Genomic DNA, 17,268 nt, shown 5'->3' on the forward strand with positions numbered 1-17,268 from the left:
GCCACGTCGGCCGCGGGAGGCAGGTGCGGTACGGCGCAGGGAGGACGGCCGCCGCCGTCATCCTCGGGACGTAGTCGGGAGATGTACAGGTTGAACACCACGGACGGCCCGCCGTCCGCCGTCGCCCGCCTGCGCGCCTGGGCGGCGGGCGACGGCGGGCGGACCCGGCCGGTCCCGCTCCCCCGGCGCGGACGACTGCTGGACGCCGCGCTCGCGGCCGCGCTCGTCCTGGTCGGGCTCCGCTACGCGCTCGACCCGCCCGACGTCCCGTCCGCCTCGGTCGGCGACGTGCTGCCGGCCGCCTGCGCGGCCCTGCCGGCGGCCTGGCGGCGGCGGGCCCCGCTGGGTGCGCTGGCCGCCCATCTGGCGTGCTGCGTCGTCCTGTTGGCGCGGGGGGCGTTGCCCGACGTGCTGTTCGTGACCTCCCTGGTCACCGTGGTCATGCTGTACAGCGCCCTGGCGCACAGCCCGTACCCGCGGGGCGTACTGGCCGCCGTGCCGGTCGCCTGCGCGGTCCTGGTCGCCCTGCTCGACCGGGCGAAGCTGCCGCACTTCCCGCACTGGCTGACGGGTGTCCTGCTGCTCTTCCCGGTCGCGGCCGCGGCCTGGGGCCACCGCCTGTGGGCGGCCCGCACCGAGCAGGGCGAGGCCCGGCTGCGGGCCATGGAACTCGACCGGATCGAGGCGCTGCGGCAGGCCGTGGAGCACGAACGCGCCCGGATCGCCCGCGAGTTGCACGACGTGGTGACGCACAACGTCAGCGTGATGGTGATCCAGGCCGGTGCCGCCCGGGTCGTGCTGGACCGGGACCCGGCCGCCGCGAAGGAGGCGCTGGTCGCCATCGAGGCGGGCGGCCGGGCGGCGATGACCGACCTGCGCAACGTCATGGGCCTGCTGACCATGGACAGCCCCGACGAGGACCCGGCCGGCCGGGCCGGGCTCGCCCCGCAGCCCGGCCTGGACGGGCTGGCCGCCCTGGTCGACCGGATGCGGGTGGGCGGCGTCGAGGTCGGCCTGCACGTCACCGGCGAACGTCAACCCCTGGCCCCCGGCGTCGAGTTGACGGCGTACCGGCTGGTCCAGGAGGCGCTGACCAACATGCTCAAGCACGCCGTCGGCGCCCGCGCCGAGATCCGCGTCGACTACGGCCCGCGGGAGTTGCTGGTCGACGTCGCCCACACCGGGGGCCGCCCCGGCCGGGCCGCGTCCACCGGCGGCGGCCGGGGCCTGGTCGGCCTGCGCGAGCGGGTCGCGGTCCACGGCGGCACCTTCCGCGCCGGGCCCCGGCCCACCGGTGGCTACCGCGTCAAGGCAACGATCCCCCTGAACAGTCTGGAGACCCCGTGAGCACCCCCCTGCGCGTCGTGATCGCCGATGACCAGGCGCTCGTGCGCGCCGGATTCCGGATGATCCTGAGCGCCGACGGCATCGAGGTCGCCGCCGAGGCCGACACCGGCACCACCGCCGTCCAGGCCGTCCGCCGCACCCTGCCGGACGTCGTCCTGATGGACATCCGGATGCCCGAGATGGACGGCCTGGAGGCCACCCGCCGGATCCTCGCCGCGGGCGGCGAGCACCTCCCCCGGATCGTCGTCCTCACCACCTTCGACCTCGACCAGTACGTCTACGCCGCCCTCGACGCCGGGGCCAGCGGCTTCCTGCTCAAGGACGTCACCCCCGAGCACCTGGTCTCCGCCGTCCGCACCGTGCAGTCCGGCGACGCCCTCCTCGCCCCCGCGATCACCCGCCGCCTGGTCGCCCGCTTCGCCCGCCGCGAGGACCCCGCCCGCTCCACCGCCCCCGAACGGGCCGCCCGCCACCGCGCCCTGGGCACCCTCACCGCCCGCGAGCAGGAGGTCCTCGAGCTGATGGCCCGCGGCCTGAGCAACGCCGAACTCGCCGCCCACCTCACCCTCTCCGAAGCCACCGTGAAGACCCACGTCGCCCGCATCCTCGCCAAGCTCTCCCTGCGCGACCGCGTCCAGGCCGTCGTCCTCGCCTACGAGACCGGCCTGGTCGCCCCGGGCCGCGCCGTCGAAGAGCTCCACTGACCGACGACCCGTCAGTTCCCTTGCGCACCAAGGAACTTGCGCGCTCCCGTCGACAACGGCCACGGCTGCACGATCGCGACACCCCCGGCAACGACACCTGCACCGTCGACACCGGGGACACCGCCAGCGGCTGCTGACCGCGGGGACGGCGGGGAGCGGGCCCCGGCACCCGCCGGGGCCCGACCGCCCGACCGCCCGTCAGGCGTCGATCCGGCCGAACAGGTGGTTGGCGGGGGCGGCGGGGTCGTCGCCGTAGAAGAACTCGGTGACGGCCCGGTGGAACTCGGCGCGGTCCAGGCCGCCGGAGCCGTCCAGGTCCAGGGCGGCGAAGACCGCGGCGCAGTCCTCGCCGGGGACGCCCGCGACCGCGTCGAACATCAGCTGGAACTCGGAGCGGTCGATCCGACCGTCCCCGTCCAGGTCGACCAGGTCGAAGAAGCACTCGGTGACCGGCGCGACCTGCTGCGGGTACAGGGCGGGGTCGGTCAGGACGCGCCGGAAGCCCTCGGTCATCTCCCGCAGGTCGACCCGCCCGTCGCCGTCCTGGTCCATCGGGGCGATCACGTTCGCCCAGAAGCCGTCCATCCGCTCGGTGAGCAGGCGGGCGGTCGCGGAGTCCGGGGCGGCGCCGCGGGCGGCGACGTAGCGCTCGCTCATCAGCCGGACGTCCCGCCGGGTGATGAACCCGTCGCTGTCGACGTCGGCGCCCCTGAACCACTGGCCGTACTTGAGGTCGCGAAGTGCAGTCACGATTGCGGAACGTACTCGCCCGGTCACAACGGGTCAAACCGGCCGGGCGGAGGGGCGCCGACCCGTCGGTCAGCGTTCGATTTCCGGGGGGACGAAGGCGAGCACATCGGGCAGCGGATCGCCGTGGAGTTCGACCTCGACCAGCGCGCTGAGGGCGCTCGGCCCCTGGGACAGGCGCGAGCACGGCCGGTCCGCGGTGAGGGAGTTCGGGTTGCCGTGCCGGTCCAGGGTGCCGCTCGCGCCCGGCCGCTCCGGGTCCCACCAGGCCCCGGTGGAGAGTTGGACGACGCCCGGCATGACGTCCGCCGACAGGACCGCCCCGGCGAGGCAGCTGCCGCGGTCGTTGAAGACCCGCACCACCGCGCCGTCCTCGATGCCGCGGGCCGCGGCGTCCGCCGGGTTGAGCGTCACGGGTTCGCGGCCGCGGACCTTCGACTCCAGGCTGCGGCCGCCGTTGTCGTACTGGCTGTGCAGCCGGGAGGCGGGCTGGTTGGAGACCAGGTGCAGCGGGAAGCGTCGCGCCGCCTCGCCGCCGAGCCACTCGGCCGGTTCGTACCAGGCGGGGTGCCCGGCGCAGTCGTCGTAGCCGAACGAGTCGACCTCCGCGGAGAAGACCTCGATCCGGCCCGAGGGCGTCGGCAGCGGGAAGCGCCGCGGATCGGCGCGCAGCGCCGCGAAGCTGCCGGGGAACGGCCCGGTCAGCGCGGGCAGTTCGACGGTGGAGCGGCGCCAGAACTCGTCGAAGCCGGGCAGCGCGGCGCCGTCGCCGAGGGCGGCCGCGGTCTGCTCGTAGAGGTGCCGGAGCCACTCGGCCTCGGCGCGCGACTCGGTGAACTCCGGCCCGTACCCGAGCCGGGCGGCCAGGTCGGCGAAGATCCGGTGGTCGGTGCGCGACTCGCCGGCCGGTTCGCGGACCTTCGGCATCGCGGTGAGGTGCGGGTCGCAGAACCCGGCGGTGAAGTCGTCGCGCTCCAGGCCGGTGGCCACGGGCAGCACGATGTCGGCGAACTTGGCGGTGGTGTTCCACCAGGCCTCGTGGACCACCACCGTGTCGGGGGCCTGCCAGGCCCGGGCCAGCCGGTGCAGGTCCTGGTGGTGGTGGAACGGGTTGCCGCCGCACCAGTAGACCAGCCGGAGTTCGGGCAGGGTCAGGCGCCGCCCGTCGTAGTCGATGCTCCGGCCCGGGTGCAGCAGGGTGTCGGCGATCCGCGCCACCGGGATGAAGTCCGGGACGGGGTTGGGGACGCCGGGGAACGAGGCCACCGGGGGGCGGCCCGGGGCGACGCCGGTCGCGTCCATCGTCGCGTAGCCCGCGCCCCAGCCGCCGCCCGGCCGCCCCATCGAGCCCGCCATCGCGGCCAGCACGACGGACGTCCAGATCGGCTGTTCGCCGTGGTCCGCCCGCTGCACCGCGTAGTTGACCGTGACGAGGGAGCGCTGCGCGGTGAGGCGGCGGGCGAGGTCGGTGAGCGTCCCGCGGTCGATGCCGGTGATCCCGGCGGCCCAGACGGCGTCCTTGGGGACGCCGTCGACCTCGCCGAGCAGGTAGTCGGCGAAGCGGTCGAAGCCGGTGCAGCACCGGCGCAGGAAGTCCTCGTCGTGCCAGCCGTTGACCAGCATGGTGTGCGCGAGGCCGAGCATCGCGGCGGTGTCGGTGTTGGGGACGACGGGCAGCCACTCGGCGTCCAGGAAGTCGGCGGTGTCGCTGCGGATCGGGCTGACGTTCACGAACCGCACCCCGGCCTCGCGGCACCGGCGCTGCAGGTCGCGGGTGCGGTGCCGGGCCAGGCCGCCGGGGTTGACCTGGCTGTTCTTCAGGGCCAACCCGCCGAACGCCACCACGAGTTCGCAGTGCTCGGCGATCTCGTCCCACATCGGCATCCGGGACTGGTAGCTCCACGGGTGCCCGCCGATCACGTGCGGCAGGATCACCTCCAGGGCGGCGGTGCTGTACGTGTTGCGGGAGTCGGTGTAGCCGCCGCCCAGCGCCAGGAAGCGCTGGAGCTGCGCCTGCGCGCCGTGCAGGGCGCCCGCGCTCGCCCAGCCGTAGGAGCCGCCGAACACCGCGGCGTCCCCGTGCTGCGCCCGCACCCGCTGCAGTTCCGCGCTCACCAGCGTGAGCGCGTCGTCCCAGCTCACCTCCACGAAGGCGTCCGTCCCCCGGGCCGTGCGGCCCGCCCGCGGCAGCCCGTCCAGCCACCCCTTGCGCACGGCGGGACGCAGCACCCGGGCGCCGTCCTCGGCCGCCCGCACCATGCCGGGGCCGATCGGTGACGGCGCGGGGTCGTCCTCCCGCGGTTCGATCCGCACCAGGCGGCCGGAGTCGACCACCGCGGTGAAACTGCCCCAGTGCGTCGCGACCGACATGCGTCGTTCCACCGTGCGTCAACTCCGTCCCCGTACGGGCTCCCGCCCGGACCCGACCTGCCGCCGGGTGGGAGTCTCCCCACGCCGCCGCCCCCGCATGCGGGGCGGGCGCCCGTCAGGCGGCCGTCAGGCGGCCGTCGGGCCGTGCACGTGGACGGCGTGGCCGTAGGAGCCCTCGGGCGGGGCGGCCAGGAGCGGCGGGAGACGGCGCGTCACCGCGGCGACCGCGGCGGAGCGGGTGGTGGTGTCGTGCGACTCCCGGTCGGTCCACAGCTGGGTCAGCCAGACGGTGTCCGGGTCCTCGGGGACGGTGTTGATGGTGTAGGTCAGCAGTCCGCCGTCGTCGCCGCCGGCCCGGAACCCCTCGTGGAGCAGGGCGATCAACTCCTCGCGCCGCCCGGGCAGGGCGGTCATCCGTCCGTAGACGCTGAACCTGGTCGTGCTGGACATGCGTTCACCCCTTCGCCGGTGCCGTTCGCACCCAAGCTACCGACCGGACATCCCACTGGACTGCCCGATGGACGGGTTGGTGTCCGCCCCGGCGCCGCGGCCCCGCCGGTTCCTTACCGGTCGGTGACGCCGCCGACCGGCTGCGCGGTTTCCGGGCCGGACGTGGGTAGCGTCGGCCGGTATGAGGATCCTGGTGACGGGCGGGGCCGGTTTCATCGGCTCCGCGGTGGTGCGAGAGCTGCTCGCGGGCGGCCACGAGGTGCGGGTGCTGGACGCGCTGCTCCCGGCGGTGCACCCGTCGGGGCTGCCGTCGGCCGTCCCGGCGGGCGCGGAGTTCCGGCACGCCGACGTGCGGGACGCGGCCGCGGTGGAGGACGCCCTGGACGGGGTGTCGGCGGTCTGCCACCAGGCGGCGATGGTCGGCCTGGGCGTCGACCTGGACGACGCCCCCGCGTACGCCGGGTGCAACGACCTGGGCACGGCGGTGCTGCTGTCGGCGATGGCCCGGCGCGGAGTGCGGCAGCTGGTGCTGGCCGGGTCGATGGTGGTCTACGGCGAGGGCGCCTACCGCTGCGGGGCGCACGGCCCGGTGGCCCCCGGCCCGCGGCGGGCCGCGGACCTCGACGCGGGGCGCTTCGAGCCGCCCTGCCCGCGGTGCGGCGAACCCCTGCTGCCCGGGCTCGTCGCGGAGGACGCCCCGGCCGACCCGCGCAACGTGTACGCGGCCACCAAGCTCGCCCAGGAACACCTGGCGTCCGCCTGGGCCCGGGCCTGCGGGGGACGGGTCCTGACGCTCCGTTACCACAACGTGTACGGGCCGGGCATGCCCCGGGACACCCCGTACGCGGGGGTGGCCTCGCTGTTCCGTTCGGCGCTGGCCCGCGGCCAGGCCCCGCTGGTGTTCGAGGACGGCGGCCAGCGCCGCGACTTCGTGCACGTCACGGACGTGGCCACCGCCAACGCGACGGCCCTGGCGGCCCTCCCCGACCGTCCGGCGGGCAGCGCCCGGGCCTACAACGTGGGCAGCGGGGAGGTCCGCACGGTGGGCGACCTGGCGCAGGCCCTGGCGACGGCGCACGGCGGCCCGGCCCCGGTGGTGACGGGCGAGTACCGGCTCGGCGACGTCCGCCACGTGACCGCCGATTCGAGCCGGCTGCGCGCGGAACTGGGCTGGCGGCCCCGGGTCGCGTTCGACATCGGGATGGCCGAGTTCGCCCTCGCCCCGCAGCGCACCTGACGGCCACCGCCCGGAACGGACCCGCCCGCAACCGACGACGGCACCGGACCGGCACACCGGCCGGGCCGGGCGACGGGTGCCGGGGAGGCCGGGCGGTGGCCCCGGTCGGTTCCGCCCTCCTCGGCCCCGCTGCTCGGCGCTCCGTGTCGTCAGGCCCGGCGGGCCGTCGGGAGGGTGATCTCGAAGCAGCAGCCGCCGTCGACGTTGCGGACCCGGGCCCGTCCGGCGTGGGCCTCCACGATGCCGCGGACGATGGCGAGGCCGAGGCCGGCGCCGCTGTCGGCCGTGGCGGGGGTTCCGGGGGCGGTCGGGCGGGGGGTGCGGGCGGGGGTGCCGCGCCAGCCGGTCTCGAAGACCCGGGGGAGGTCGGGTTCCGGGATGCCGCCGCAGCCGTCGGTGACGGCGAGCACGACGGCGCCGTCCTCCCGGTGGGTGGAGACGGCGACCACGCCGTCCGGCGGGGTGGCGCGGATCGCGTTGACCAGCAGGTTGCCGATCACCCGGGTGATCTCCCGGGGGTCGGCCTCGACCGGCGCGGGTTCGATCCGGCGGCCCTCCAGGCGTACGCCGCGCTGCCGCGCCAGTGGGTGGGCCCCGGCGAGCGCGTCGTCGACCAGGTCGTGCAGGGAGACCCGGGAGAGGCTGAGCGAGAGCGCACCGGCCTGGATCCGGGAGAGTTCGAACAGGTCGTCGACCATGCCGGTGAGCCGTTCCACCTCGGTGCGGATCCGGGCGAGGTAGCGCTCGGGCTGCTCGGCGACACCGTCCTCCAGCGCCTCGGCCATCGCGCGCAGTCCGGCCAGCGGGGTGCGCAGGTCGTGCGAGATCCAGGCGATGAGTTCGCGCCGGGAGGCGTCCAGTGCCCGTTCGCGGTCCCGGGACTCGGCCAACCGGGCGCTGGTGGCGGCGAGTTCGGCGCTGACGGCGGCGAGTTCCCGGCCGAGCGGCCGGTCGGGCGGGGTGAACCCGGTGTCGCCGCCGACGGTGCGGGCGGCCACCGCCAGGGCCCGGCCGCCCGCGGTGACCTGGCGGCCCAGCAGCGCGGCGGTGAGCAGCGCGACCACCGAGGCCATCGCCAGGACGGTGACGACCACGCCGAGGTCGTGGGGGGAGAGGAACATCGCCCGGGCCACCGCGAACGTCCCGGAGGTGACGGCGAGGACGCTGACCACGGCGACGGCGAACAGGGTGAGCGCCAGCGAGCGGCGGCGCAGCAGCCGCAGCGCGGCCAGGCCGAGCAGTCCGGCGGCGGCGGCGCCGAGCGCGGCGAACAGCGCGATCAGCAGCAGGTCCTTCACGCCGCACCGTCCCGTCCCGCGCCGCCCGGCGCCGTACCGTCCGTCGCCGGGTCGGCCGACGCCGGGCCTGCCGGGTCGGTCGGGTCGGTCGGGTCGGCCTGCGCAGGGCCCGCCGGGTCGTAGCGGTAGCCGACGCCCCAGACGGTGCTGATCAGTTCGGGCGCGCCGGGATCGTCCTCGATCTTCTCGCGCAGGCGGCGGACGTGGACGGTGACGGTCGACAGGTCGCCGAAGTCCCAGCCCCACACCCGCTGCATCAGCTCCTGCCGGGAGAACACCGTCCCGGGGTGCCGGAGCAGGAACGCGAGCAGGTCGAACTCCCGGCTGGTGAGCTGGAGTTCGCGACCGGCCCGGTGGGCGCGGCGGGCCCGCGGGTCGAGCGCCAGGTCGCCGGAGCGCAGCGGCCGCGCCGGGGCGGCGGAGGCGGCGGCCGAGGCGGCGCTGCGGGCGCGGCGCAGGATCGACTGGACGCGCAGCACGAGTTCGCGCGGGCTGAACGGCTTGGTGACGTAGTCGTCCGCGCCGAGTTCGAGGCCGAGGACGCGGTCGGCCTCGTCGCCCTTGGCGGTGAGCAGCACCACCGGCAGGTCGGCGCGGTCGGGGCGGGCGCGCAGGCGGCGCAGCACTTCGAGGCCGTCGAGGCCGGGCAGCATCAGGTCGAGGACGAGCAGGTCGGGGCGGTGGCGTTCGGCCAGGTCGAGTCCGCGCGGCCCGTCCTCGGCGCGCTCGACCAGGTGGCCGGCCCGGGTGAGGTAGCCGGCCACGACCTCGCCGACGGTCGGGTCGTCGTCGACGACCAGGATGCGCGCGGGTTCCGGTGGCTCGGCGGGGGCGGGGCTGGGGTTCACCCGCCCGAGGATACGAGCGCGGGGGCGTCGGCGGTCCCGGTCCGGGCCCGCGTTCGGGTTCCGTAAGGTTCGCCGCCCGGGCGGGCGTGCCGTACGACTTCCGTAAGGGCGCGGCTCGGCCGCGGCGGGGGCGGGCGTGGTTAGCGTGGCGGTCGTGACTCCTCCTCTTCTCCCGTCCTCGGTGGACGTGGTGCTGCCCTGCCTGGACGAGGCGCGGGCGCTGCCCTGGGTGCTGGGCCGGGTGCCGGCCGGCTGGCGGCCGATCGTGGTCGACAACGGTTCGCGGGACGGTTCGGCGCGGATCGCGGCCGACCTGGGCGCGACGGTGGTGGCGGAGCCGCGCCGCGGGTTCGGCGCGGCCTGCCACGCCGGACTGCTGGCGGCCGACGCCGAGTTCGTGTGCTTCCTGGACTGCGACGGGTCGCTGGACCCGGCGCAGCTGCCGCGGGTGGTCGGTCCGGTGGCGGCGGGGACGGCCGACCTGGTGCTGGGGCGGCGGCGGCCGACCTCGTTCGGGGCGTGGCCGCCGCACGCCCGGCTGGCGAACCTGCTGCTGGCCCGGCGGCTGCGCGCGGTGACCGGCGCCGACCTGCACGACCTGGGGCCGATGCGGGCGGCGCGCCGGGAGCGGCTGCTGGCCCTCGGACTGGGCGACCGGCGCTCGGGCTACCCGCTGGAGGCGGTGCTCTCGGCGTCGGCGGTGGGGATGCGGATCGCCGAGGTGCCGGTCGACTACCGGCCGCGGGCGGGCCGCTCGAAGGTGACCGGGACGGTGCGCGGCACCCGGCAGGCGGTGCGCGACATGCGCGCGGTGCTCGCGGCCCCGCCGCCGACCCTGCTGCTGCTCACCAAGGCCCCGGCGCCGGGCCGCTCGAAGACCCGGCTGACCCCGGCGTTCACCCCCGAGCAGGCCGCCGACCTGGCCGAGGCCGCCCTGGCCGACACCCTGGCCGCACTGGCCCGCGTCCCGGCCGGTCGGCGCCTGCTGGTGCTGGACGGCGTCCCGGGCCGCTGGCTGCCGCCGGGCTGGGAGGTGGTGCCGCAGTGCGGGGGCGGTCTGGACCGCCGGATCGCCGCCGCCTTCGCCCACGCCGCCCGGCTCGCCCCGCACGCCCCGGCGCTGCTGGTCGGCTCGGACACCCCGCAGCTGGACCCGGCGGCCCTCGCCGCGCCGCTGTCCGCGGCCGAGCGCCCGGGCGCCGACGCCTGGTTCGGCCCGGCCGAGGACGGCGGTTTCTGGGCCCTCGGCCTGGCCCGCCCGGACGGGGACCTGGCCGCCCGGCTGCTGCACGACGTACCGATGTCGACCGCCGAGACCGGCCGCCGCGTCCGGGAGCGGCTGGCCGCGCACGGCCTGGCGGTCCGCGAGCTGCCGACGCTGCTGGACGTGGACGGGCCGGACGACGCCGCCCGGGTCGCGGCGCTGGCGCCCGGCACGCTCTTCGCCGCCCGGCACGGACGGCTGCGCGCCGCGCAGCCCGCGGCCGAGTGAACGCCCTCCGCACGGAGCCCTCGGAGCCCCGGACCGCCGCGCCCCGGGCCACCGAATCCCGGGCCGCCGAGCCCTGGGTGGACGACCCGTTCGGGCGGGCGGTGCGGGCCGGGCGGGGGCCGCTGTGGCTGCGGCGGCCGGACGGTTCGCGGCTGGTGCTGGAGGTGGAGCGCTGGTGCGCGCCCGCCGCCGGGGCGGACCACGGGCTGGTGCTGCGCTGCCTGGGCCTGTCCGCGCCGGTGCTGGACCTGGGGTGCGGCCCCGGGCGGCTGGTGGCGGCGCTGCTGGGGGCGGGCGTGCCCGCGCTCGGGGTGGACGTCTGCGCGGCGTCGGTGGAGCACACCGCCCACCTGGGCGGTCTCGCGCTGCGCCGCTCGGTGTTCGACCGGCTGCCCGCCGAGGGCCGCTGGGGCGGGGTGCTGCTGGCCGACGGCAACCTCGGCATCGGCGGCGCCCCGGCCGCCCTGCTGGCCCGGGCGGGCGCCCTGCTGGCCCCGGGCGGCCTGCTGCTGGTGGAGACCGCGGCGCAGGAGGTGGACGAGGTGGCGGACGTCCGGGTGGAGGGCCCGGACGGCGCCGGGCCGCCGTTCCGCTGGGCCCGCTGCGGGCCCGCCGCGACGCTGCGGCACGCCCGGGCCGCCGGCCTGGAGCAGGCCGAGCGCTGGGTCTCGCACGGCCGCTCGTTCCTGGCACTGGAGCGTCCCTGACGGCGGGCCGGCCCCGCCCCTGACGGCGGGTCGGGCCGCTTCCCGGCGGCGGGCCGGTCACCTCCCCGGCGTCAGGTCGGCCCCGTCCCGGACGGCGGGCCGGTCCCGCTCCGCCCACTGCGGGTGCTCGCGCTCGGCCCAGGCGCGGTCGACGGTGCCGGTGCGCATGCCGCGCCGGGCCTCCGGGTCCAGGTACGCCATCCGCAGGTGGCCGAGCACCACCGCGGCGACGGCGAACGCGAACCAGTCGTGCACGAAGGTCGCGCCGGTGCGCCACACCGCGGGCGCCAGGCCGGTGCACCACATCAGCAGGCCCGTGCCGAGCATCACCAGCATCGTGCCGAGCGTCCACTGCGCGTACAGCTTCTGCCCGGCGTTGAACTTCCCGGCCGGGCGCGGCCCGGCCCGGCGGCGGCGCACGGTGCGCAGCCAGGTGCGGTCGGCGGTGGTGAACCGGCCGAGGCGGGCGGCGTCGCGGCGCATCGCCCGGGTCGCCAGGGCGAGCAGCAGCGGGACGGGCAGCAGCAGGCCGCTCCACTCGTGCACGGTGGCCACCAGGCGTCGGCGGCCGACGAGTTGGGCCAGCGGCGGCAGGTAGAGGCAGGCCGCGGTGGCCAGGCAGGTGAGCATCAGCGCGGCGGTGGCGCGGTGGGCCCGGCGCTGGGCGGGGGTGAAGCGCGGGCGGCGGTCAGGCGGTGGGTTCATCGTCACGTCCGTTCGACCGGCCGACCCAGGCGTCCACGTCGTAGCCGAGCCGTTCCCAGTAGCCGGGGCGGACGGTGTCGGTGACGGTGATCGTGGAGAGCCACTTGGCGGACTTGTAGAAGTACATCGGGGCGACGTACAGGCGCACCGGGCCGCCGTGGGCGTGCCCGATCGGGGCGTCCTGCATCCGCAGCGCCACCAGGACGTCGTCGCGGCGGGCCTGTTCCAGCGTCAGGCTCTCGGTGTAGGCGCCGTCGAAGCAGCCGAAGCGCACCGCCCGCCCCTGCGGCCGGACCCCGGCGGCGTCCAGCAGCGCGGACAGCGGGACGCCCTCGAAGGGGGTGGCGGGCACCCGCCAGCCGGTGACGCACTGCACGTCGTGGACGAGGCGGCGCTGCGGCAGGGCCCGCAGGTCGGCCAGCCGCAGGGTGGCGGGCCGCTCCACCAGGCCGTCGACGGTGAGGGTGTAGTCGGCCTCACCGCGTTCGGGCACCGAGGCGGTCACCGAGTAGTACCGGAACCCGCCCCCGCCGGGCAGCGCCTGGGTCAGCCCGGTCGGGTCGTTGCGCACCACCGCGTCCTGGGCCCGCTGCAGCCACGGGCCGGCCGCGACCCCGGCGGCGCCGAGGCCGAGCAGCCCCAGCACCACCCGGCGGCCCACCGGGGCGCCGCGGGTCGCTTCCTCGTTGCCGTCGTCCTTGTCGTCGTCCACGGGGTGATTGGACCAGGTGGGGGCGGCGTTGCCCAGGGGCGCGGGCGCGCCGTCAGACTTCCGTCATCTGTGCGCCGACCGGCCGCGGCCACCGCCCGGCCCGCCGGACGGACCCCGCCGCGATCACCAACAGGGCCGCACCGTAAGCGAGTTGCTGCACCCGGCCGCCGCCCGCCAGGTACAGCAGCTGCCCGGCGGCGGGCACCGCCAGCCACTCCCAGCGGCCGTCCAGCGCCGCCAGCGCCACCACCAGCAGCCCGTACCAGGGGTAGGCGGGGGCCGCCAGCAGCAGCGCCCCGCCGGTCACCGTCAGCGCGCCCCGCCAGGGCCGCGCCGAGTCGCCGTGCCGCAGCACCCGCCACGCCAGGGCGGCGAGCACCGCGGCCCCGGCCCACGGCGCGAACCGGTCGGGCAGCACCAGGCGCAGCAGCCCGAACCGCTCCAGGTGCCCCTGCTGGTAGCCCTCCTCGCGCAGGTAGCCGGGCAGGTAGCCCAGTACACCGGTCCCGGACGCCGCCAGGTACGGCAGGTAGGACAGGACGAACACCCCGGCGGCGGTGGCGGGCACCACCAGGTCGGCGCGGCGCGGGCGGCGGGACAGCACCCCCGACAGCGCGCCCGGCAGGGCCAGCGCGGGCAGCAGCTTCACCGCCGTCGCCGCGCCCAGCGCGGCCCCGCCCGCCGCCGGGCGGCCGCGGGCCGCCCAGCCCAGGCCGAGCACCGTCAGCAGGGCGCCCAGGGCGTCGACGTGCGCGTCGTTGACCGCCCACACCGCGACGCCCGGGCACCAGGCCCACAGCGCGGCCCGCCGCCGTCCGCCCGTCACCGCGAGCAGCCCGCCGGTGGTCGCCACCGCCAGCACCGCCCCGGCCGCCTGGGCGACCCGCACGCCGTCGCCGAACGGGCGCTGGGCGAGGAACCAGGCCTCCGCCAGCGGCGGGTAGATCGTGTGCACGGCGGGCCGGTTGATCCGGGTGCAGGCCCCGTCGGCGGTGCGCCGCTCGTCCCACTCCGCGCAGCCGTCGCCGACCGGGAACCGGCCCGGGTCGCGCAGCCGGGCCAGCGCCGGGTCCTCGGGGGTGCGCGCGTACGGGGAGCCGCCCGCCGCCTGCACCTTCCCGTCCCAGCCGTAGCGGTAGGCGTCGTCGCTGGTCCGGGGCGGGGCCAGCAGCCCGACCGCGGCCACCAGCACGCCCCCGGCCAGCACCAGCCGCGCCACCTGCCGCTGCGGCACCCGGCGCAGCGCGAGCAGGGAGAGCGCGAACAGGACGGCGTCGGCGGCGTACCAGCCGTACAGCGGCGGGCGGTTGCCGAGGGTGCCGCCGGTGGTGAGGGTCAGCGCGAGGCAGCCGGCCAGGGCGGTGACGGCGAGGGCGCAGGACAGGACGGGGCGTGCGGTCACCGGCCCACCCTCGCACCGCGGGGCGCCCGCGCGGCGGTGGCGGGCCGGGCCGTCCGGGTTCCGTAAGCACTGCGTCCGGCCCGGCGCCCGCGGGCAGTTCCGGTCCGGCGCCGTTCGGATTCCGCACGGGCGGCTCCGGCACGGCGCCGTTCGGATTCCGTAAGCACGTCGCAGCGCCGCCGCGGGCGCCGGGCGCGCTTCGATGGTGCCGTGGACCCCGACTCCTCCCCCGCCCGGCGGCGCTTCGACCCGCCGCTGCCCGCCCCGCCCGCCGCGCTGCGGCGCGGCCCGCTGCGTCCGGGCGCGTTCCGCTCCCCCGCGCACGAGCCGCGCACCGCGGTGGTGCTGGGCCGGTGGCTGAGCGCGGCGCTGCTGCTGTGCTTCGCCACCGGCCTGGTCAGCCACCTGCTGCAGGACCCGCCCGGGTGGCTGGTGCACCGGCTGCCGTCCCGTCCGGTGGACGGCTACCGGGTCACCCAGGGCCTGCACGTGGTGGCGGGCCTGGCCGCGATTCCGCTGGCGGGCGCGAAGCTGTGGACGGTGTACCCGCGGCTGTTCGAGTGGCCGCCCGCGCGCGGCGTGCTGCACCTGCTGGAGCGGCTGTCGATCGCGCTGCTGGTCGCGGCGGTGCTGCTGGAGCTGTTCAGCGGGCTGCTGAACACCCTGCAGTGGTACCCGTGGCCGTTCCCGTTCCGGCAGACCCACTACTGGACCGCCTGGACGGCCGTCGGCGCGCTGCTGGTCCACCTCGCCGTCAAGGCGCCGGTGATCGCGGCGCACTGGCGCCGCGCGCGATCCGCCCCGCTGCCTGTCCCGCTGCCGGTCCCGCTGCCCGCGCGGCGGGCGGTGCTCACCGCGACGGCCGCCGCCGTCGGCGCGGTCACCCTCACCACCGCGGGCCAGTCCGTGCCCTGGCTGCGCGGCCTCGACCTGTTCGCCCCGCGCCGCCCCGGCGGCGGGCTCCCGGTCAACCGCACCGCCGCGCAGGCCGGGACCACCGCCGTCCCCGCCGACTGGCGGCTGGCCGTCGACGGCCCGGCCGGCTACCGGATCGGCCTCGCCGACCTGCGGGCCCTCCCGCAGACCACCGCCGACCTGCCGATCGCCTGCGTCGAGGGCTGGAGCGCGGACGCCCGCTGGACGGGCGTGCGGCTGGCCGACCTGCTGCGCCGGGCCGGGATCCCGGCCGGTTCGACGCTCCGGATCACCTCCCTGGAGGCCGACGGCCCGTACCGGGTCACCGAGATGCCCGCCGCGTACGCCGACGATCCGCTCACCCTGCTCGCCCTCGCGCTCGACGGCCGCCCGCTGACGCCCGACCACGGCTTCCCGGCCCGGATCGTGGCGCCGAACCGGCCCGGGGTGCTGCAGACCAAGTGGGTCGCCCGGATCGAGGTGGCCTGAGGTGCGGGCCGTGCGCACCGCCCTGCTGCTCGGCGGTCTCGCCCTGCTCGCCTGCGGCCTGGTGGGCCTGCTGACCGATCCGTACGTGACCGGCCCGCTCGGCGTGCTGCTGTGGGCGGCCGCCCTGGTGGCGGTGCACGACGGGCTGTGGCTGCCGCTGGTGTGCGCGCTCGGCGCGGCCGCGACGGGGCGGCCGGTGCTGCGCGGCTGGCTGGTGGTGGCGGCGGCCGTGAGCGCGGTGGCCGTCCCGGCGGTGCTGCGGACGGGGGACGACCACGGCAACCCGACCCTGCTGCCGCTGCCCTACCTGCGCAACTGGTTGCTGTTCCTGGCGGTGAGCGCCGTCGCGGCGGCGCTCACCGCCGCGGCCCGGCGGAGCGTCCGGAGGGCGCGCCGGACGGGCCGAGCGGACCGAGCGGACCGGGCGGGCCGGGCGGACCGCTGACCGCTTGGTCGCACCTCCCCCGCCGACAGGTCGAGCCCCCCGTAACTCCGCCACCGACCGCCGCCGCTGCTGCGGCAGCACCCACTCCCGCACCGAACCGATCGTCCGACCGGTCTCCGTCCCGCCGTTGCACGCCCCCGGGCTGCGCAACCCCGCCCTCACCCGCTCAGCGGCCCCGTGCAGCTCCGGGCGGAGCGGGTGGGGCGGGGCTCCGGGCGGGGGACGGCGCTGGCATGGTGGGAGCGAGCAGGAGGGAGACGGGTGGATGCGGGTAGTGGTGGCCCCCGATTCGTTCAAGGGGACGATCGAGGCGGCGGACGCGGCCGAGGCGCTGGCCGCGGGCTGGCGGTCGGTGCGCGCGGCGGACGAGGTGCGGTGCCTGCCGATGGCGGACGGCGGCGAGGGCACGCTCGCGGCGGTCGTCTCGGCGAGCGAGGGCGCCCGGCTGTTCGACGTACCGGGCGTGAGCGGGCCGGACGGGCGCCCGGTGACCGGGCGGTTCGCCCTGCTGCCGGACGGCACCGCGGTGGCGGAACTCGCGACGGCCAGCGGACTCCCGCTGCTGGAAGGGGAGTTGCGCCCGCTGACGGCCACCACCCGGGGCACCGGCGAGAGCATCGCGGCGGCCCTGGACGCGGGTGCCCGGCGGCTGCTGGTCGGCCTCGGCGGCTCCGCGTCGACCGACGGCGGCCACGGCCTGCTGGCCGCGCTCGGCGCCCGCCTGCGCGACGACGCGGGGCGGGCGCTCGACGACAGCCCGGCGAACCTCGACCGCGCCCTGGCGGCGGCCCGCACCCTCGACCTGTCCGCCCTGCGCCCGGCGCCGCCCGGCGGGGTGGTGCTGCTGACCGACGTCACCAACCCGCTGCTCGGCGCCCGCGGCGCCGCGGCCGTCTACGGCCCGCAGAAGGGCGCGGGCGAGCGCGAAGTGGCGCTGCTGGAGCGGCGGTTGGCGCGGTGGGCCACCCTGCTGGGCGGTGACCCGGACGCCCCGGGCACGGGGGCGGCGGGCGGCACCGGCTACGGCCTCGCCGCCGCCTGGGGCGCGACGATCGAACCCGGCGCGGCGACGGTCGCCGGGCTGCTCGGCCTGCCCGCGGCGGTGGCCGCGGCCGACCTGGTGGTCACCGGCGAGGGCAGCTTCGACGCCACCAGCCTGCAGGGCAAGGCAGTCGGCGAGGTCGTCCGGATCGCGGACCGGGCCGGGGTGCCGTCCGCCGTGGTGGCAGGCGTGTCGGAGGCCCCCGGCGTCCTGACCCTGTCCGCCCTGGCCGGCTCCCCCGCCGCCGCCCGCCGGGACCCGGCCCGCTGGCTGCACCGGGCCGGGGCCGTCCTGGCCGCACGCCACGGCACCCCGCGACGTTCCTGACGCCCGCCCACCCCGAACCCCCACCCGTACG

The 17,268-nt window shown here is 77.5% G+C and carries 16 protein-coding genes and 1 pseudogene; 9 read left to right on the forward strand and 8 right to left on the reverse strand.

The features are described from left to right. Nucleotides 1–90 precede the first annotated feature (90 nt). Together ACFY00_RS12210 and ACFY00_RS12215 are read left to right on the forward strand one after the other, a co-directional pair. Entirely contained in the window at nucleotides 91–1,347 is a 1,257-nt protein-coding gene (locus ACFY00_RS12210; RefSeq protein ID WP_388030177.1) for a sensor histidine kinase, read from the forward strand. Next, complete coding sequence (locus ACFY00_RS12215) at nucleotides 1,344–2,051, forward strand: response regulator (protein WP_388030179.1); 708 nt, start codon at nucleotides 1,344–1,346, stop codon at nucleotides 2,049–2,051. The genes ACFY00_RS12210 and ACFY00_RS12215 overlap by 4 nt, the downstream gene beginning before the upstream one ends. Before the next feature lie 198 nt (nucleotides 2,052–2,249). Here the strand turns inward: ACFY00_RS12215 and ACFY00_RS12220 are convergent, their stop codons facing one another. The 3 genes from ACFY00_RS12220 to ACFY00_RS12230 all read right to left on the reverse strand — a co-directional run bounded on the left by ACFY00_RS12220 (nucleotide 2,250) and on the right by ACFY00_RS12230 (nucleotide 5,618). Further along, complete coding sequence (locus ACFY00_RS12220) at nucleotides 2,250–2,801, reverse strand: EF-hand domain-containing protein (protein WP_388030182.1); 552 nt, start codon at nucleotides 2,799–2,801, stop codon at nucleotides 2,250–2,252. Nucleotides 2,802–2,870: 69 nt separating this feature from the next. Continuing rightward, entirely contained in the window at nucleotides 2,871–5,168 is a 2,298-nt protein-coding gene (locus ACFY00_RS12225; RefSeq protein ID WP_388030184.1) for a molybdopterin-dependent oxidoreductase, read from the reverse strand. 126 nt (nucleotides 5,169–5,294) lie between these two features. Then, on the reverse strand, nucleotides 5,295–5,618 hold the full coding sequence (locus tag ACFY00_RS12230; protein WP_388030185.1) for a putative quinol monooxygenase: 324 nt from the start codon (nucleotides 5,616–5,618) through the stop codon (nucleotides 5,295–5,297). A gap of 181 nt (nucleotides 5,619–5,799) precedes the next feature. Between ACFY00_RS12230 and ACFY00_RS12235 the strand changes: the two genes are divergently transcribed. After that, complete coding sequence (locus ACFY00_RS12235) at nucleotides 5,800–6,855, forward strand: NAD-dependent epimerase/dehydratase family protein (protein WP_388030187.1); 1,056 nt, start codon at nucleotides 5,800–5,802, stop codon at nucleotides 6,853–6,855. Nucleotides 6,856–7,004: 149 nt separating this feature from the next. Here the strand turns inward: ACFY00_RS12235 and ACFY00_RS12240 are convergent, their stop codons facing one another. Beyond that, nucleotides 7,005–8,153, reverse strand: coding sequence for a sensor histidine kinase (locus ACFY00_RS12240; RefSeq protein WP_388030190.1), 1,149 nt, complete (start codon nucleotides 8,151–8,153; stop codon nucleotides 7,005–7,007). After that, nucleotides 8,150–9,001: a response regulator transcription factor gene (locus tag ACFY00_RS12245; RefSeq protein WP_388030193.1), complete on the reverse strand. Its 852-nt coding sequence runs from the start codon at nucleotides 8,999–9,001 to the stop codon at nucleotides 8,150–8,152. Before ACFY00_RS12245 ends, ACFY00_RS12240 begins: the two co-directional genes overlap by 4 nt. A 181-nt stretch (nucleotides 9,002–9,182) precedes the next feature. On the opposite strand from ACFY00_RS12245, the pseudogene ACFY00_RS12250 reads away from it, so the two are divergent. The 3 genes and pseudogenes from ACFY00_RS12250 to ACFY00_RS12260 all read left to right on the forward strand — a co-directional run. Beyond that, nucleotides 9,183–9,890: pseudogene (locus ACFY00_RS12250) on the forward strand (glycosyltransferase family 2 protein); the annotation flags it as partial. Between the two features lie 147 nt (nucleotides 9,891–10,037). Beyond that, nucleotides 10,038–10,493: a DUF2064 domain-containing protein gene (locus ACFY00_RS12255; protein WP_388030239.1), complete on the forward strand. Its 456-nt coding sequence runs from the start codon at nucleotides 10,038–10,040 to the stop codon at nucleotides 10,491–10,493. After that, entirely contained in the window at nucleotides 10,490–11,200 is a 711-nt protein-coding gene (locus ACFY00_RS12260) for a methyltransferase domain-containing protein (protein WP_388030195.1), read from the forward strand. The genes ACFY00_RS12255 and ACFY00_RS12260 overlap by 4 nt, the downstream gene beginning before the upstream one ends. 57 nt (nucleotides 11,201–11,257) lie before the next feature. On the opposite strand, the gene ACFY00_RS12265 is transcribed toward ACFY00_RS12260, so the two are convergent. From ACFY00_RS12265 to ACFY00_RS12275, 3 genes are read right to left on the reverse strand one after another with little or no spacing between them, the layout of a single operon-like run. After that, entirely contained in the window at nucleotides 11,258–11,905 is a 648-nt protein-coding gene (locus ACFY00_RS12265; protein ID WP_388030197.1) for a cytochrome b/b6 domain-containing protein, read from the reverse strand. Continuing rightward, nucleotides 11,889–12,617: a molybdopterin-dependent oxidoreductase gene (locus ACFY00_RS12270; RefSeq protein WP_388030198.1), complete on the reverse strand. Its 729-nt coding sequence runs from the start codon at nucleotides 12,615–12,617 to the stop codon at nucleotides 11,889–11,891. Before ACFY00_RS12270 ends, ACFY00_RS12265 begins: the two co-directional genes overlap by 17 nt. Before the next feature lie 52 nt (nucleotides 12,618–12,669). Then, nucleotides 12,670–14,019, reverse strand: coding sequence for a glycosyltransferase 87 family protein (locus ACFY00_RS12275; protein ID WP_388030200.1), 1,350 nt, complete (start codon nucleotides 14,017–14,019; stop codon nucleotides 12,670–12,672). A gap of 255 nt (nucleotides 14,020–14,274) precedes the next feature. Here ACFY00_RS12275 and ACFY00_RS12280 point away from each other — a divergent pair, with 255 nt between their 5' ends. The 3 genes from ACFY00_RS12280 to ACFY00_RS12290 all read left to right on the forward strand — a co-directional run bounded on the left by ACFY00_RS12280 (nucleotide 14,275) and on the right by ACFY00_RS12290 (nucleotide 17,237). Further along, nucleotides 14,275–15,423 carry a molybdopterin-dependent oxidoreductase gene (locus ACFY00_RS12280; protein WP_388030242.1) on the forward strand — a complete coding sequence of 383 codons (1,149 nt, stop codon included), beginning with the start codon at nucleotides 14,275–14,277 and terminating at the stop codon, nucleotides 15,421–15,423. Nucleotides 15,424–15,433: 10 nt separating this feature from the next. Further along, the gene (locus ACFY00_RS12285; RefSeq protein ID WP_388030201.1) at nucleotides 15,434–15,868 is read left to right on the forward strand and encodes a hypothetical protein; all 435 of its coding nucleotides are present in this window, start codon (nucleotides 15,434–15,436) and stop codon (nucleotides 15,866–15,868) included. Between the two features lie 265 nt (nucleotides 15,869–16,133). Beyond that, nucleotides 16,134–17,237 carry a glycerate kinase gene (locus tag ACFY00_RS12290; protein ID WP_388030203.1) on the forward strand — a complete coding sequence of 368 codons (1,104 nt, stop codon included), beginning with the start codon at nucleotides 16,134–16,136 and terminating at the stop codon, nucleotides 17,235–17,237. The last annotated feature ends 31 nt before the right edge of the window (nucleotides 17,238–17,268 follow it).

This window comes from Kitasatospora sp. NPDC001540, from assembly GCF_042894345.1.
GTDB lineage: Bacteria > Actinomycetota > Actinomycetes > Streptomycetales > Streptomycetaceae > Kitasatospora > Kitasatospora phosalacinea_C.